At 61.5% G+C, this 15,243-nt stretch carries 20 protein-coding genes; 1 reads left to right on the top strand and 19 read right to left on the bottom strand.

What is annotated here, in order from left to right:
• Positions 1 to 15 precede the first annotated feature (15 nt).
• The 12 genes from sctT to T3A99_RS13455 all read right to left on the bottom strand — a co-directional run bounded on the left by sctT (position 16) and on the right by T3A99_RS13455 (position 7,983).
• The gene (sctT, locus tag T3A99_RS13510; RefSeq protein ID WP_047229722.1) at positions 16 to 828 is read right to left on the bottom strand and encodes a type III secretion system export apparatus subunit SctT; all 813 of its coding nucleotides are present in this window, start codon (positions 826 to 828) and stop codon (positions 16 to 18) included.
• A gap of 5 nt (positions 829 to 833) precedes the next feature.
• Entirely contained in the window at positions 834 to 1,103 is a 270-nt protein-coding gene (gene sctS / locus T3A99_RS13505; protein ID WP_047229693.1) for a type III secretion system export apparatus subunit SctS, read from the bottom strand.
• Positions 1,103 to 1,762, bottom strand: a complete 660-nt coding sequence (sctR, locus tag T3A99_RS13500; protein ID WP_047229694.1) for a type III secretion system export apparatus subunit SctR — start codon at positions 1,760 to 1,762, stop codon at positions 1,103 to 1,105. Before sctR ends, sctS begins: the two co-directional genes overlap by 1 nt.
• Positions 1,759 to 2,817 (bottom strand): type III secretion system cytoplasmic ring protein SctQ, encoded by a 1,059-nt coding sequence (gene sctQ, locus T3A99_RS13495; RefSeq protein WP_274090219.1) that lies wholly within the window; start codon positions 2,815 to 2,817, stop codon positions 1,759 to 1,761. The genes sctR and sctQ overlap by 4 nt, the downstream gene beginning before the upstream one ends.
• Positions 2,814 to 3,290 (bottom strand): hypothetical protein, encoded by a 477-nt coding sequence (locus tag T3A99_RS13490; RefSeq protein WP_107322709.1) that lies wholly within the window; start codon positions 3,288 to 3,290, stop codon positions 2,814 to 2,816. The genes sctQ and T3A99_RS13490 overlap by 4 nt, the downstream gene beginning before the upstream one ends.
• A gap of 16 nt (positions 3,291 to 3,306) precedes the next feature.
• A complete protein-coding gene (locus tag T3A99_RS13485) occupies positions 3,307 to 4,629 on the bottom strand; it encodes a FliI/YscN family ATPase (protein ID WP_047229696.1) in 1,323 nt (440 codons plus the stop codon).
• Complete coding sequence (sctL, locus tag T3A99_RS13480; RefSeq protein WP_107322707.1) at positions 4,626 to 5,219, bottom strand: type III secretion system stator protein SctL; 594 nt, start codon at positions 5,217 to 5,219, stop codon at positions 4,626 to 4,628. The genes T3A99_RS13485 and sctL overlap by 4 nt, the downstream gene beginning before the upstream one ends.
• Positions 5,216 to 5,854, bottom strand: a complete 639-nt coding sequence (locus tag T3A99_RS13475) for a type III secretion protein (RefSeq protein ID WP_107322706.1) — start codon at positions 5,852 to 5,854, stop codon at positions 5,216 to 5,218. The genes sctL and T3A99_RS13475 overlap by 4 nt, the downstream gene beginning before the upstream one ends.
• The gene (sctJ, locus tag T3A99_RS13470) at positions 5,851 to 6,633 is read right to left on the bottom strand and encodes a type III secretion system inner membrane ring lipoprotein SctJ (protein WP_047229699.1); all 783 of its coding nucleotides are present in this window, start codon (positions 6,631 to 6,633) and stop codon (positions 5,851 to 5,853) included. Before sctJ ends, T3A99_RS13475 begins: the two co-directional genes overlap by 4 nt.
• 4 nt (positions 6,634 to 6,637) lie before the next feature.
• Positions 6,638 to 7,087, bottom strand: a complete 450-nt coding sequence (locus T3A99_RS13465) for a hypothetical protein (protein WP_274090220.1) — start codon at positions 7,085 to 7,087, stop codon at positions 6,638 to 6,640.
• A gap of 9 nt (positions 7,088 to 7,096) precedes the next feature.
• Entirely contained in the window at positions 7,097 to 7,309 is a 213-nt protein-coding gene (locus T3A99_RS13460) for a hypothetical protein (RefSeq protein ID WP_107322705.1), read from the bottom strand.
• 65 nt (positions 7,310 to 7,374) lie between these two features.
• Positions 7,375 to 7,983: a type III secretion protein gene (locus T3A99_RS13455; RefSeq protein ID WP_083714391.1), complete on the bottom strand. Its 609-nt coding sequence runs from the start codon at positions 7,981 to 7,983 to the stop codon at positions 7,375 to 7,377.
• 166 nt (positions 7,984 to 8,149) lie between these two features.
• Between T3A99_RS13455 and T3A99_RS13450 the strand changes: the two genes are divergently transcribed.
• A complete protein-coding gene (locus tag T3A99_RS13450; protein WP_107322704.1) occupies positions 8,150 to 8,929 on the top strand; it encodes a tetratricopeptide repeat protein in 780 nt (259 codons plus the stop codon).
• A gap of 11 nt (positions 8,930 to 8,940) precedes the next feature.
• Here T3A99_RS13450 and T3A99_RS13445 read toward each other — a convergent pair whose 3' ends face one another.
• The 7 genes from T3A99_RS13445 to T3A99_RS13415 all read right to left on the bottom strand — a co-directional run bounded on the left by T3A99_RS13445 (position 8,941) and on the right by T3A99_RS13415 (position 14,772).
• On the bottom strand, positions 8,941 to 9,366 hold the full coding sequence (locus T3A99_RS13445) for a hypothetical protein (protein WP_274090221.1): 426 nt from the start codon (positions 9,364 to 9,366) through the stop codon (positions 8,941 to 8,943).
• Between the two features lie 13 nt (positions 9,367 to 9,379).
• Positions 9,380 to 10,714: a type II and III secretion system protein family protein gene (locus T3A99_RS13440; protein WP_047229704.1), complete on the bottom strand. Its 1,335-nt coding sequence runs from the start codon at positions 10,712 to 10,714 to the stop codon at positions 9,380 to 9,382.
• Entirely contained in the window at positions 10,714 to 12,852 is a 2,139-nt protein-coding gene (gene sctV / locus T3A99_RS13435; protein WP_107323290.1) for a type III secretion system export apparatus subunit SctV, read from the bottom strand. Before sctV ends, T3A99_RS13440 begins: the two co-directional genes overlap by 1 nt.
• Positions 12,849 to 13,184 (bottom strand): tetratricopeptide repeat protein, encoded by a 336-nt coding sequence (locus T3A99_RS13430; RefSeq protein ID WP_047229706.1) that lies wholly within the window; start codon positions 13,182 to 13,184, stop codon positions 12,849 to 12,851. The genes sctV and T3A99_RS13430 overlap by 4 nt, the downstream gene beginning before the upstream one ends.
• Positions 13,181 to 13,543 carry a hypothetical protein gene (locus tag T3A99_RS13425; protein ID WP_047229707.1) on the bottom strand — a complete coding sequence of 121 codons (363 nt, stop codon included), beginning with the start codon at positions 13,541 to 13,543 and terminating at the stop codon, positions 13,181 to 13,183. The genes T3A99_RS13430 and T3A99_RS13425 overlap by 4 nt, the downstream gene beginning before the upstream one ends.
• On the bottom strand, positions 13,540 to 14,484 hold the full coding sequence (locus T3A99_RS13420; protein ID WP_047229708.1) for an FHA domain-containing protein: 945 nt from the start codon (positions 14,482 to 14,484) through the stop codon (positions 13,540 to 13,542). Before T3A99_RS13420 ends, T3A99_RS13425 begins: the two co-directional genes overlap by 4 nt.
• A 126-nt stretch (positions 14,485 to 14,610) precedes the next feature.
• Entirely contained in the window at positions 14,611 to 14,772 is a 162-nt protein-coding gene (locus tag T3A99_RS13415; RefSeq protein WP_163006721.1) for a hypothetical protein, read from the bottom strand.
• Between the last annotated feature and the right edge of the window lie 471 nt (positions 14,773 to 15,243).

Raw genomic sequence — 15,243 nt, 5'->3', positions numbered from 1 at the left:
CCCGAAACAGGGAAGTCATACCGAATCGGCCAGCGTCTTCAGGAGCTCCACCGTACCGCGGAATTCGCCGAGTTGCTCGATCATCACCGGAATCAGGAAGCTGATGTAGACCACCATCAATACAGTGAAGAACATATTTTTCACCGGCAGCGACAGATCGAAAATGTGCAAGTTGGGCGCCATGCGCGACAGGTAAGCGAGCATCAGGTCAGTGACCAGCATGCAGATGATCAGCGGCCCGACCATGATCACGCCGATGCGGGTCACCTGGTCGAGAATCCGCAGCACCGCCATCAACGCCGAACTGGCAAACAACGGTGTAAACTCGGTCACCGGCCATAACAGGTAGCTGTGGTAATAGCCGTCGACCATCATGATGAAGCCGCTGGACATGAAGAACAGGGCGATCAACATCACCGTCAGCAAGGTGGCCATGACACTGGACTCGCCCGATGACAAGGGATCCACCAACTGGGCCATGGTCGAACCGCGTTGCAGATCGACCAACTCGCCGGCCACTTCCGCCGCCCAGAACGGGATGCCGAACAGCAGTCCGATGAGGATACCGATCAGGAATTCCTTGATCAGTAGGCCGGCCAGGAAGAACCCACCATGTTCTGGCAGTGCAGTGAAAGCGCCATACACCGGAACAAACATGGGGATGGCAATGGACACCGCGACGCAACTGCGGATCATGCCGGTCAGGCCCAGGCGGTTGAAGGCTGGGGTAATCACCACCACGCCCATGGCGCGGCTGGCGGACAGTGCCGCCGAGCTGATGACCGGATAGGCGACTTCGATGAACTGGTTGGCAAGCTCGATATTCATGCCATTCAGCGCGTCCACAACGGGAAGTTGTCCAGCACCTGGTTACCCAGTTCCACCACCTGGCTCGCCAGCAACGGCCCCACGAACACGATCGTCAGCAGCACCGCCACCAGCTTGACCGCCTGCGGCAGGGTCTGGTCCTGGATCTGGGTGAGTGCCTGCAGCAACCCCACTCCCAGGCCGACGATGATCGCAACAGCCAGTGCCGGGGCGGACAACAGCAGCACCGTCATCAGCGCCTGATTCATCAACGAAAGAAATACATCCTGGCCCATCAGGTGCCCCCATAGCTAAGAATCAGGCCATGCATCAAGCGCGACCAGCCGCTCAAGGCGACGAACAGAAAGAGCTTCAGCGGTATGGAAATCAGCGTAGGTGAAACCATGGACATGCCCATGGCCATCAATACGTTCGCCACCAGCAAATCCACCACCAGAAAGGGAACGTACAGCAGAAAACCGATTTCGAACGCCCGGGTCAGTTCGGAGCTGACGAACGCCGGCACCAGCACCACCAAGTCATCGTCGCGCAGATCGGCCCGGGCTTCAGGAGACCAGATGGTCTCCGTGGCCTGGATGAAAAAACCACGCTCGCTTTCGTTGGCGAAACGCGAAAGGTGCGCCTGCAATGGCGGCCTCAGTGCGTCCCCGAAGGCAGTAAGTTGCTCGATGCTCTCGATGTTGAGATCACGGCCCTGCACCTGCCGGTACATGTCGCCCAGCAACGGCGTGGTGACGTAGACCGACAGGATCAGGGCGATGCCGTACAGCACCATGTTGGGCGGTGTCTGTTGCACGCCCAGGGCGTTGCGAATCAGGAACAGCACCACGGAGATTTTCATGAAACCGGTCAGGGTCACCACTGCCAGCGGAATAAGACCGATGGTGGCGACGACCACAATGATTTCAATCAGGTTGGGCTGGTAGCCATTCATGACGCGGCGATGCTCAACACGCGCACACCCAGGCCTGGACCGATCCTGACCAATTGCCCCTGGCCGACGCGACGGCCGTTTATCATCAGGTCGACGCTGTCCTGGCGTTGCTCGGTGAACGACAGCAGGCTGCCCTCCCCCAGTTCGCGCAGCTGCGCCAGGGTCAACTCGACACTGCCGGCCTGGCAAACCATTTTCAGTGGCAGTTCGTCCAAGCGCGAATCCAGGTTTCGCCCTTCAGCGGTTTCACTCATGGTGGGTGCTTCGTTCACAGAAAATTCCTTGGAAAGATTGATGCTCATCGGTGTTTCAAGCAGTGTCAGCCTGGTGCCGTCCTGGCCGGCCCGGGCGTGCAAACGATGGTTCACCACCAGCCGCACCTGGCCCATGGGCCAAGGATCGAGCATCACCACATCGCCCGGATTGAGGCTGCGCAGCTCGCCGACACTCAGCTCGGCTTCGCCGGCCTCGACCGCCAGCCACAGGAGCAGGTCTGTTAGCGCATGGGGAGCCGGCGGTGCATACCGATCGAGCCACTGCGCGACCTGCTCGCCAGCATTGGCACTCAAGTGCAGCACAACGAGCATGGACGAGCCGTCGAGCTGGACTTGGGTGACCAGGCGCAACGGGCAAGGTTGCGCGGCCAGGGCGGCGTGAACCGGGTCGGCGTGGTCAATGAAACGCATCGATTGCCCGGTCAGGCGCTCCAACGGTTCGATCAGGCTCAGCAGGGACAGCTCCAGCAGCATCGCGCCAGGCAAGGTTTGAAAGTCCAGGGCAACGGGCACACCCAGGGCGTGCAGCGCCTGCGCTGGCAGGTGCAGCCTGATGGCCGACGCGTCGCCCTCCTCGCCCAGCCCCAGCAACAGCTCAACTGCCGTGACGTCAGGTTCGGCAACGGAGCCCCAGCGCACGCCAATCACCTGGCCTGCGCATTCTCCCTTCCAGGTTTCGCGGCTACGATGCAGGCGATTGTGCAGGTCCACCCATTGGGGGTCGACAGGCGTCAATTGTTCGGCAAAGGGTGTCCAGAGTGGGTCCTGGTGACAGCTCACGCACGGCCTCCGATAGCAGCGCGAGGAATTTCGTCGGCCTCCAAACGGTGTTCGTCGACAAGGCGCTCGACGCGCTCGCGGCCTTCGAGCAAGGTGTCGCAGGCTTGCGCCTGGCGCTGTCGAGCCACATGGGCAACCCGAAACACTTCGCGCTCGTGCTCGTGGATTTCCAGGGTGCGCGCCACTTCACTGACGCTCACTTCCAGCTTTCGCTGTCCGCCCTCGTACAGCTCCTCCAGATGCTCCTGGGCCATACGCCAGTCGCTGATCGACATGCCTTCGCTGATCGAGCCGTAGATGCGCTCGGCTTCACGGGCCAGGGCCTCACGATGCAGGCGCAGGTTTTCCTTGGCGTCATCCAGCGCCACGTTGGTCTGCCGGCAGCGTCGCTGCTGAGCGACCAGTTGGCTGGACGCACGTTGCTCACGCAACTTGCGCAACGCTTGAAGGCTACGCATGTCACTGGTTTTCATAAGACCTCCATGGTTGTCATGCCATCACCCTGCGCATGTGTTGCAGGGTTTCGTTGGGATTGCTTGGCTCGTTGGCCCCTTGGCGCAAGAACGCTTCAATGGCGTCATGCCGCTCAATCGCCTCGTCGGCCAGTGGGTCGCTCCCGGCGGCGTATTCGCCGACCCGGATGAGCATTTCGATCTCGTTGCGCCGCGCCATCAGCTCGCGCATGCGCATGGCCAGGTGGCGTTGCTCGTCGCCACACACCTGGTCCATCAACCGGCTACGGCTTTGCAGCACATCCACCGCCGGGAAAAAGTTGCGTTGCGCAAGTTCGGCGCTGAGCACGATGTGCCCGTCGAGGATTGAGCGGGTTTCTTCAGCCACCGGGTCCATCGAGGCATCGCCTTCTGTGAGCACGGTATACAACCCGGTGATGCTGCCGGTCTCGCCGGGGCCGGCGCGTTCAAGCAGGCGCGGCAAGGCGGAGAAAAAGGAGGGTGGGTAACCGCGACGGGTTGGCGGCTCGCCCACCGCCAGGCCGATTTCACGCTGGGCCCGGGCAAAGCGGGTCAGGCTATCCATCAACAGCAGCACGTTGCGGCCCTGGTCGCGGTGATATTCGGCCAGCGCAGTGGCAACAAAGGCGGCGCGTACCCGCTCGGCAGCCGGACGGTCGGAGGTGGCGACCACGGCCACGGTACGCGCCCGGGCCTCGGCGCCCAACTGCACATCGAGCAGCTCGCGCACTTCACGGCCGCGCTCACCGATCAGGGCGATCACGATGACATCGGCACTGGTATTGCGCACGATGCTCGCCAGCAGCGAAGACTTACCCACCCCCGGTTCACCGAAGATGCCCATGCGCTGGCCCTGGGCCAAGGTCAGCAGGCCGTCGATGCTGCGCACCCCCAAGGACATCGGGTGGGCAATCAGTTGGCGGCTGAACGGCGCTGGAGGCTCGGCATGCAAGGGGTAACGCTGCAACACGCCCAGCGGCGGGCTGCCATCGAGAAATTCGCCCATGGGGCTGATCACCCGGCCCAGCTGCGCATCGCCGACGCTTACCCCCAGGGTCTCGCCGGTGGCGATGATTTCGGTGCGGGTCGACAGGCCGTCCATCGAACCGATGGGCGAAAGGATCGCTTCGTCATCTTCAAAACCAATGACTTCGGCAGCCAGGCTGCGGCCGCTGCCGGGTTCGCGCAACTGGCACAGTTCACCGATGTGCACACCGGCGACGCTAGCGCGCAGCAGCACTCCGCGGATACTGCGGATGGTGCCCTTCATGGGGCGCGGTCGGGCATTGGCCAGACGTTCGGTCAGGCGCGGCAGCAGGTCGTGGGGGATCGTGATCATGGCTGTGCCTCGTCGGCAAACGGCAGCAGGTTGCGGCGCAGGTTGAGCAACTGGGCTTCAAGCCCCAGCTCCACTGAACCCACCGGACTGCTCAGCCGTGCCTGACCACCTTGCAACCGATCGTCCGGTTCCACGGCAATCGTCGGCAAGCCGTCCTCTTGCAGTTTGAATTGCTGACGCACCGCTTCGGCGTCCTGACGGGAGACGAACAGGGTCAGGGCCTGATCCTGGCGGAACGCCCCCAATGCCTTGCGGGCGCAACGCATCACGCGCTCGGCATCGTCCATGTCATCGAGTATTTCGCGCACAATGCCCAGCGCCAGATCGGCCAGGGACGTTTCCAGCCCGGCCAGCCAGGCATCGATCCTCAACGACGTTTCGCCCAGCAGTGCGCTGACCTGTTCGGCACCCTCCCGGCGCCCGCTTTCAAAGCCTTCGGCATGGGCTTGTTGCAGCCACTGCTCACTGTCTTGCCTGATGGCCTCAGCCTCGTCACGGGCAGCCTGCAGGAAGGCGTAGCCGTCTATCCACAGGTCTGCCTGTTCGGCACGCAGAATACGGGCGGCAGGACGGGTCGGGAGCTCGCTCATCGGGTCCCCTGCTCCTCAAGCTGTGGAAGGTTCGAGGCGGCGCTGCGCACGATGGCCAAAGCATTGGCCACAGGTGTGGCACTTACCGGTCCGCTCTCAACTGGCAGCTCGGCAAAACGCAGGCGCAGCCAGGGCCGAAGTGGCGCTGGCTGGGCGCTCAGCCAAGCGGTGATGCAGCGGGCGCCATCATGGTCGATGACTTCAAGCAGTTCGGCCGGCTGACGCAGCAAGTCGGCACCGCTGCCCAGGGCACGGTTTGCCAGGGCCAGGGCAAACACATCACTGCCCAGCAAATCGCGCAACTGGTTGACCACATCGCCACGGATCTCGCGACTCAGGGTGGTGCTATGCAAAATCGCGCCACACAGACGCGGCAGGCGCTTGAAGTCCTCGGGAGGCAGCATCAGAACCGGTAGATCGTCGACATCGGGCAGTGGCAGGCTACTGGGAGCCTGCAGCTCATGACGGCTGAGCAACAAGCGTATCAATCGCGCCTGGAAGCGCGGCTGTTTGCGCAATGCGCTCAGCGCACTGCCGGAGGTCTCGGGGAAGCACGCCGCAAGAGGCTGCGTGCCGACGAAATCCAGCGGCTGCTCGAGCAGGTTTTGCCACTGCGGCAAAGCGGCGGCACTCATTTCACGTCCTCCAGCTCATACAAGGCGCGGGAGGCGCGTCGTTGCCAGTACTGCCAGCCCAACACACCGACCATCGACAGCGCGGCCAGCAGCAGGACGCCGAACAGCATCCGGGCACGGGGCAGGTTGTCTTCGAGCATCCATATGCCCAGGAAGCTGGCCAGGCGCGGCTGTGCGTTGGCCCGGCCGCTGCCGGTGGCGGCCTTGATTACCGTGACCGACACCCCTTCGTAGCTCAAGCCGGAGATGCCGTTGGCCACCAGGGTTTTGATCTGCGGGATCAGGGGGTTGATGTCGGTATTGGGGTCGTAGCGCACCAGCACTGAAGCCGACGACGGGGAAATCACCCGTTTGAGCAGGTCATTGTCGGGCAGCACCACATGTACCCGGGCAGAAACCACACCGTCGATCAGCGAGACGCTGTGCGAGAGTTCTTCACTGAGCGCGTAGACCATCTGGGCCCTTTCCTGCACGGGAGAAGACACCAGGCCACCACTCTTGAACACGGCGCCCATGTTGGAAAAGGTTTGGCCCGGCAAGCCAGCTTCGTCGAGCAGGCTCATGGCCTCGGCAAAGCGTTTTTCGTCCACCACCACGGTGAGTTGGCCGTTTTCCTGGACCTTGCGCGAGGCCGGCACACCCTCACGCAGCAGCACTGCAACCATGGCATTGGCCTCACGCTCGCTGAGGTTGGTGTACAGGTCGATATCGCAGCCCTGCAGCATGCAGGCAAAGGCGAGGACAATCATCAGGCGCACGGCATGGCAACGGCGGAACATGGCTTTATTGACCTTTCAAGAGCGTGTTGGCTGCGCCGGAAATCTGCGTCGCGCCACGAACGACCATCTGAGTTTCAATGGAGTAATCGAACATGCGGCCCAACGATTGGACGATCTGGTCGACCTGCTGATCGCCGACCTTTTTCCCCGACTCGCCCGCCGCCCCCTCAGGAAGTGAGGCGGGCGATTGCGTGCCGGGAGGAGCCACAACGTTGCCAGCCGTCGGCCCATTGGTCAGCGCATCGGCACGCTTGGCGAAGTTTTGCGAACGGTCGATGAAACCGTTCAGGCGCTCCATCAAGCCTTCGCCAATCTGGTGCGGACTGGCGCCGGCAGGCATGCCCTTGGCGCTGTTTGTCATGTGTTCGAACAAGTTCTGGGAGGCCTGCAAATCGACCTGCCCTCCTGACGGCGGCAGCGCCGCCGTGGCTGTTGTTCCGAGACTTACAGTCATGGCGTGGGCCTATTCGTCATCATCCGACTGGGCTTCGTTCAGGATTTCCTGGGCACGAGGCATGATGATGAACTGGCCACCAATCGTGACGGCCTGAGTGATCAGGGCCTCAGTGAGTTCTTCATCGCTCAGCTCGCTCTTGGCGTTGTCCACCGCTGCATTGAACTGCGCTTCGGAGTGAGTAGTGACAGCGGTATTTTCGCTGATGGGGGTAACTGACATGGTGGTTCTCCTTGACGGGGTTGATGACAGATCGATCGGTTAATGGAGCCTACAGGCGAGTGCTTTCACTCTTGTGTCACTGCACCGCCCCTGAACACACGCACGCCGCGCTCGCGAGTCGTCGTCGCCATCGGCGTCGGCGTCGGCGTAAGCTGCTGGTCGAAGTGTTGCTCAATCATGGCCAGCCAGGCCGGCGGCCCGGAAACGAACAACTCATCGCCATCGGGTCCGGTGCGCACCGACATATGCGTGCCGTAGACATCCCGGCTGGTGACGTAATCCTGCAACTGCTCCAACTGCCGGCCCTGGGCTTTGAAGAGTCGCGTATCGGTTTCGGAGTCGGCGGAGAGGTAAAGCACATTGCCGTCGAAGTACCACGTCAAACCGTTGAAGTCGCACAGCGCCGTCAGGAAGTCGCCGGCGGACTCGGCACGTATCCGGCTGCGCGATTTGCCGCGTACCTTGTCCGACATGACGACGCTCAGGCCCATGTTTTGGCCAAACTCTTGCAGCGCGGCGCGCACGTCCTGCTCGACCAGCACATAGGCATAGGGCCGAACGAACCAGTCCGGCTGCGGGTTGGCATCGTCGACTTGCGTTTGATTGGCGGCCAGCAGGTTAAGCGCGATCACCATCAGCGCCACGCCGATCGCCGCCCGCGACACCTTATGCATGAAATCGCCCTCCGCCGCCGGCCTGAAGACACGCCCCGAACAAAAAACGGGCACTCTTATGGATGATGTCAAGAAGATGACTTAAACGTCGGTCAACCTGTCCGGTCTGAGTGGTCAACACTCCTTGGTTTTGCCCACTGCAAAATTCGCCGAAAGAGCTCTGTTCATGCCAAATCGTTTTGCCTGCACATCGTTGTTGTTTGCCAGCATCACCCTTGCTTCCTGCGCCCACCAACCGGCCTCCGATGGCAGCTACCAGCGCTACATGCAACTGGCCGGCGACCTGCAAAAGCGTGGTGATGCGGGATCTGCCGCAGCGTTGTACGAAAAAGCCACCCAGGAACCGGACGCCCGGATCGACGCTTGGTTGAAACTGGGCGAAGCGCGCCTGGCCAGCGGCGATGCGCGGGCCGCCGAGCGCGCCTACCAGCAAGCGCTGGAACGCCAGTCCGACAATGCCGCGGCATTGCTCGGTGTGGGCACAGCCCAACTGCACCAGGGCAAACTGGATCGAGCGGTGACTTCCCTGACCCAGGCCAGCGCGGGCAACCACCCCGAAGCGTTCAATCGCCAGGGTGTGGCGCAGATGCTGCGGGGTGAGCCAGCAGCGGCCCAGGTGGCATTCAGCCAAAGTCTGGTCCTGGCGCCCACCAACCTGGACACTCAATGCAACCTGGCACTGGCCTACGCTTTGGGCGGCCAGTCGCAACAGGCGCTGCAAATCATCAAGGAGGTTCGCGACTCGCCCCGCGCCCAAGCCAGTCACCAACGCAACGCCCTGCTGGTCATGGTGCTGGCCGGCCGCGAAGAGGACCTCAAGACTCAAAACCTGGAAGACATCACGCCCAAGCAATACGCCCGGTTGCTGACAGAGGCCCGACGCATCAAGGCCATTCGGGACCCTGCGATGCAGGCCCGGGAGCTGGGGTTGGTCGGCAGTCGCTGAGCCAAAAGGTTTCATTGGCCCTCCTGCTTGTCGGCCTTGGCCTGCTGTTCGGCCAGCCGGCGACGCAGCTCCTCACTGTCATAACCTTCGATGTAAACCTGGGCCGCCCGGCCCACCGGCGCGGCCATCGTTGGGCCGGTTGCCCGGCCCTCGATCACATCCGAGCGCTGCTCCACCATCTGCAGCAGCGTCCGGTTATTCGCACAACCGGGCGGCAGCCGGCGCACGTAACGCGCATCATCGGTATAGAAGTTGTCTTCGACCGGCGGCTCTAAGCAAGCCACCGGCACCCACTCAATCCGCCCATCAGCGTGGGTGAACGCCTGGTAGTTCGGTGAATAACTCACCGGTTCAAGCTGGGTGTTGCATGCGGTCAACAGCACGAGCGCGCCGAACGCCACAGCGACCAGGGACAGATGGGACGATTTAGGGTTCATGCTCGCTCCTAGCTCAATTGATGTAGAAACCGAACATGTCACTGCTGCGCGGCCCACCAGACGCATGGGTCGCGCCCTCGGGCTGAGCATCGAGCGGCGTGGCCACGCTGCGGGTGCGAACCGGTTCCACCAGGTACGGCGTGATCAGAATCACCAGTTCGGTTTCGTTGCGCTGGAAGCGCTTGGAGCGAAACAGATTGCCCAGGATGGGCATCTCGCCCAGCATCGGCACTTTCTCGATGTCCTGGGTGCTCTCGCGCTGAAACAACCCGGCAATGGCGAAGGTCTGGCCGCTGCCAACCTCGACGCGGGTATCGGCACGCCGCACGCGGAACGAGGGCACCTGGTAGCCGCTCACGTCCACAGTGCTGGAGCCCATCAGACTGCTGACTTCCGGGCGCACTTGCAGGGCGATGCGCCCGTTGGGTAGCAGGGTCGGGTTGAACAGCAGCGAAACACCATAGGGTTTGTATTCGATCCCGACAGTGTCGCGGTTGACCGGAACAGGCACCGCGACCTCGCCTCCGGCCAGGAAGCTGGCTGTCTGGCCGGTCATGGCGGTGATGTTGGGTTCGGCGAGGATTTCCAGAATGCCGTTACTTTGCAATGCTTCAAGCATCGCATCGATGTTGACATTGCCCGAGGTCAGCCCAGCGCTAACCACATTGGAGGCACCAGACGCCGCACTGGAGGCCAGGGCACCGCCCGTCAACAGGCCAAAGGAAAAGGTACCGTTGTTGAAAAGGGCATTCCAATTCACGCCGTAGCGCAGCAACTCCGAGCGCGAGACTTCGGCGAAGCGCACCCGCAGGTTCACCTGGGCCGAGCCCACGTAGGAGGCCGTGTTGAGGGCCGAGCCCAAGCCCTGGCCTTCGGTGTTGAGCAGACTGTTGAGGTCGGTGGCTTCACCGACACTCTGGACCATTCCCTTGGCCACCATGCGATTGCCGGCACCGCTCACCTGGACATTGCTTGCGGGGTGCAGGTCTTTCATGGACCGCGTCACGGCCTGGGTGCCGCTGTTGATCGCCAGGCTCAGGCTGGCCAGTTCCTCACCCTCGGCGCTCAAGGCAATCAGGTTGGTTTGTCCGGGCGCCTTGCCGAACACGTAGATCACGCCAGGCGAAACCACCCGAAGATCGGCGATGCCAGGGTCTGCGACCAGCACCGACTCGACCGGATCCTGGAAATGCAGGATCCGCCCTTCGCCCTGGGCCAGGTCCAGCGTGGCCCGGCTGCCCGGAGCGATGGACTGTGCGCTGGCCTGTTGCGCCAGCAGTACAAATGACGCGGCAGCGATCCAGAAGCCGACATAGACAGGGACGCGAAACAGCGCAAAACACATCATCAAGCAGTCGCCATTGAAGTAAGGGAAGCGCCGTCGGCTGTCCGGCGGCCGGTCGTTTCAGTCAGGCTGATGGAACCGATGGCCTGCAGGTTGTATTCGCCGGCCAGCTCACGGAATGACAGCACCGCCAGCTCCAGCTCGCCCCGCACCACCAGTCGACGCAGGCTGCGACGTAACTCGGGATGCACCAACAGGACGGTGCGATCCCCCTCGGCCAAGTCCTTGCAAACGGCACGCAACTGGATCAGCAATGAACGGCTGGCATGCTCATTGAGCAACTCGCGAGGGTTATCGGCACGGCGCAGGTAAGCACGCAATTGTTCTTCCACCGCGGGGGTCAGCACGAAGGCGGTGATGACCCGGTTGCGGTCGGCGTACTGATGGCTGATCTGCCGCGCCAGACTGGCGCGCAAGTGGTCGGCCAGGCGCGCCGCATCCGGCTCACGGGCGCCCCACTCGACCATGGCTTCGAGCAAGGCGCGCTGGTTGCGAATCGACACACCCTCGGCGACCAACAAACGCAGGGTTTCAGCCAGACGCTGCAAGGGCACGCTGCGCGCGACTTCCTTGACCAACTCGTCATAGCTGGCTTCCATGCGCTCCAGCATCCTGCGGGTTTCCTGAATGCCCAGAAAGGTCGCGGCATTGCGGCGCAGACTGCGCTCGAGGATGGCCCGCAGGACTTCAGCGGCGCTGAGAAAACCGATACCGGCCTCCTCCAGCAGCGGCTGGTGAGTGCGTTCAATCCATTGCGCCGGGCGACTGTGCAACGGCGACGGCGCCTCCAACGCATGAATCTCCAACAGTTGAACGTGCACCAGATCGTCCTTGAGCATCAGGCAATCAACCGGTATCTCGCCCTCGCTGATGGGCACGCCTTCGAGTTCGACCGAAAAGCCGTTGGCGGGCAGGCTGCGGTCGATGTAGATGTCCGGCACCGGCACGTCGATCCCCAGGTCGCCGCGAATCTCATGGCACAAGGCTTCGATGCGCTGGCGCAACGGCAGTTCTGGCGCAGCCTGGGCCAGCGCCAGGCCAATGCTCAGCAGCACGCGGCTGTCCAATGGCTTAGCCAGGGTTTCGTATTGTTCGAGCGGTTCGTCTTCGAGTGCCGCGACTTCGCTGGCGCCTTCGACCACCTCTTCCCGGGGCGCTTTGTCGCGGCGGTAGATCATGAACGCGGCAACGCCCAGCAAGGCCGACAGCCCGATGAACACGATGGCCGGAAAGCCCGGTAACAACGCCACGCCCAGCAGGATAAATGCGGTCAAACCCAACGCCTGGGGGCTGTATCCCAACTGATGGAAGATCTCGTTGCCCAGGTTGCCTTCGGTCGTGCCACTGTTGACCCGAGTCACCACCATACCGGCCGCGACCGAGATCAACAGCGCCGGGATCTGCGCGATCAGGCCGTCACCGACGGTCAGAAGCGAATAGGTGTGCGCCGCATCGGCAAACGACATATTGCGCTCGACCATGCCGATCATCATGCCACCCAGCAGGTTGACCGCCAGAATAACGAGGCTGGCAATCGCATCGCCCTTGACGAATTTCATAGCGCCATCCATTGCGCCGAACATCTGGCTTTCCCGCTCCAGACGCGAGCGTCGACGGCGGGCTTCATGCTGATCGATATCACCGTTGCGCAAGTCGTTGTCGATGCTCATCTGCTTGCCTGGCATCGCATCCAGAGTGAAGCGCGCCGCGACCTCGGCCACGCGCTCGGCACCTTTGGTGATAACCACAAACTGGGCCACGGTGATGATCAGAAATACCACCAGACCGACCACGACCTGGCCGGCGATGACGAAATCGCCGAACGCCTTGACTATGTGACCGGCGTTGCCATCGAGCAGAATCAGGCGCGTGGTGGTGATCGACAGGGACAGGCGAAACAAGGTGCTTAGCAAAATCAACGGCGGCAACGCCGAGAACTCCACCGAGTGCTTGATGTAAAAGGCGACGATGAGGATCAGGATGCTCAGCGAGATGTTCAGGCCGATTAGCGTATCCACCAACCAGGTGGGCAGTGGAATGATCATCATCACGATGGCCATCAGCATGAAGGCGACAACGATCACGTCACTGCGCTGGGCGGCCATGCGGGCCAATGCGTTGAGGCGGTCGAGGAACATTATTGCGCGGCTCTGCGGGCGGTCAGATAACGTTTGAAGCACTGACGCGCCTCATCTTTGCGGCCACCGCTCCACAGCGCACGACTGCGCAACAGCAACAGGCCGCTGGACTCGCCTTCCAGTTCGAGCAAGCGATCCAGCGCCGACAGGGCACGCTCGGCCTGGCCGCTGTCGGTAAAGGCCATGACCAGATTGCGCAGCAGCGCAGTGTCGGCGGGCGTCATCTGGACGGCGATCAACAGCAGCACTAAGGCACGCTGCGACTGGCCACTACGGCGATAGAGCTCACCCATGCCCTTGAGCAGATCGACGCAGTCCTGCTCCTGGCGATTCATGACTCGATCACCTGGGCACGTTGTTCTTCGAGTAAACGACGCAGGTCGATTTCTTCGCTGATGAGCTCATGGGCCAACGCTTTGATCTCGGGCTCCGCATCGAGGGTGGGGATCACGTTGTCCAAGACGTATTCGAGAATCTCCATCGAGCGGCGACTGCCGAACAACTCTGCGGTCATGCCCTCAACGATGCCCGACTGTTCAATGTCGGCACGCAGCGAACGACGTGCCGACACCGCGCGCTTGCCCAGCACCGCATCGAAGCGTCCATCCTGGCGCGCCTTGGCCGGCTGAAGGCTTTCTACCGCAGGGGTTCTTTCGGCGGTTGCCGGTAAGGGAGCACCAGGATCAATTCTCATAAGGTTAACGTGAACCTTTCTTCACCGCGGGCGAGAACCACCTCATGGTTCTCGATGCGTTCGAGCATCCAGTTATCGGTCAGGGCGGCCCCCGGATACAGGCGTTCACCGTTGTCGTTGATCACGTAAGGGTTATCGCCGAACCACACCGCTTGAAAACGCACGCGAGGCTTGGCGATTTCTTTACGTGCCACCACCTCGGGGAGCAACATTACCTTCTGGCCAAAGCGGCTATCGAAGGCTTGCTGCAGACCCAGCCACTGGCTCTTCTGGGTCGGGCCATAAAAACCATGGGCACTGAGCTGACCATCGATTTCGCCGACCTTGATGTGGCGCAGGCCCAACGTGCCAAGCTGCTGCTCGAGCCAAGCCCTGGCCTGCGCGACGGTGTTCGTCGATTCAGGGTGCACGGTCGGTAGAGCGACCTTGTCGGCGGTGCTCAACGCCAACGGCGAAACCGACTCGTCCCGAAAAGCAAAAGCGCCCACGCACAGGAACATCAGCAGCAACGCGATGAACCACCGTGTCTTGTGCTGGGGGGGCGATGTGATCGCAGCCGCTATCGGCTCCAGGCTCGCGGTGCCGTGGCTGAGGGTCAGGCGGGCCTTGCCGATGCGGATATCCACGGGCAAGTGCGCTCGATGCCCCTTGCCTGTGGGAATCAGAATTTCCCGGGCATGGGGACCACGCACGAACACATCGCCGCCCATTGCCTCAACGGCCACCTGGCCGTCGGTGAAACGTAGCGCCACATGACGCTCGACAATGCCTGCGTCGCTGAGCAGCAGATCAGCACTGGCGGCGCTGCCAAGCAGGTAGGCGGGCTTCTCCAGGGACAGGCAAACCCCCTGATGTAAACCGTGGGTGATACTCAGCACTGGCAGAGCCTTGTCCGTGGCCGCGACGACTGGAGTCGTGGCGAAAAAAGTCAGGGCTGTCATGGTGTATTACCGGAATAAGGCATGCGGAGAGGCACCCGTGAGGCACAGGTGAAGCTGTCGTTTTCCAGATTTAGCACCGCAACCAACAAACATGCAGGCAGCCGTCGGGCTGCCTGCATGACGGCATCAGTTCTGAGGCCGTTGTTTGGTAGCGTCGAGCTCAGCTTTCTTGGCCGTGGACAGCTCGGTGATCTTGGCCGATTTCTCGATCGCCATGTTGAAGGTGGCTTCCATCTTAGCGATAGCCGAGTCAGCGTTGCCGGAACTTACTGGGGGAGTTGTGCTCATGTTGTTTCTCCTAACGTAAGAAATATTTGAGCCGCCAAGCGGCCAACTAATGTTGCCAAGCGAAGAGTAAGGGCCAAACATTACAGTTCAACGTCTAACACGTGTTTTAATCTCAGCCCCCTCACTATATTGGCCGAATGAAAAACAAGAACTGCATCACACTTGGGGAATATTTTGCTTGGCAGAGGAAAGTTAAATCACGGCGTGCAGAGACTGTCGCAAGCCCTGCATTAATTAGGCTAAACCGCACCACCGCTCAAATCAGTACGCCACCTGACACCTCTGGCGAACAACTACTTACAGGCTTTGCGCAGACGGCATAAACAGCGCTTACACCGACATTCAAAGCTCGAGATAAAATAAAATAAATATCTACGGAACTTTTTCCGAGCAAACACCACGCAACTCAGCATTGATGGCCAGTTGCAATCAACTTCACACAAATTCAGTTACGTTTTACTGCCCGGACAG

This window comes from Pseudomonas sp. N-137 (assembly GCF_034555295.1).
Classification (GTDB): domain Bacteria; phylum Pseudomonadota; class Gammaproteobacteria; order Pseudomonadales; family Pseudomonadaceae; genus Aquipseudomonas; species Aquipseudomonas rhizophila.
Note: the sequence above shows the minus strand (reverse complement) of the source record. Positions and strands in the feature narration are given on the sequence as shown.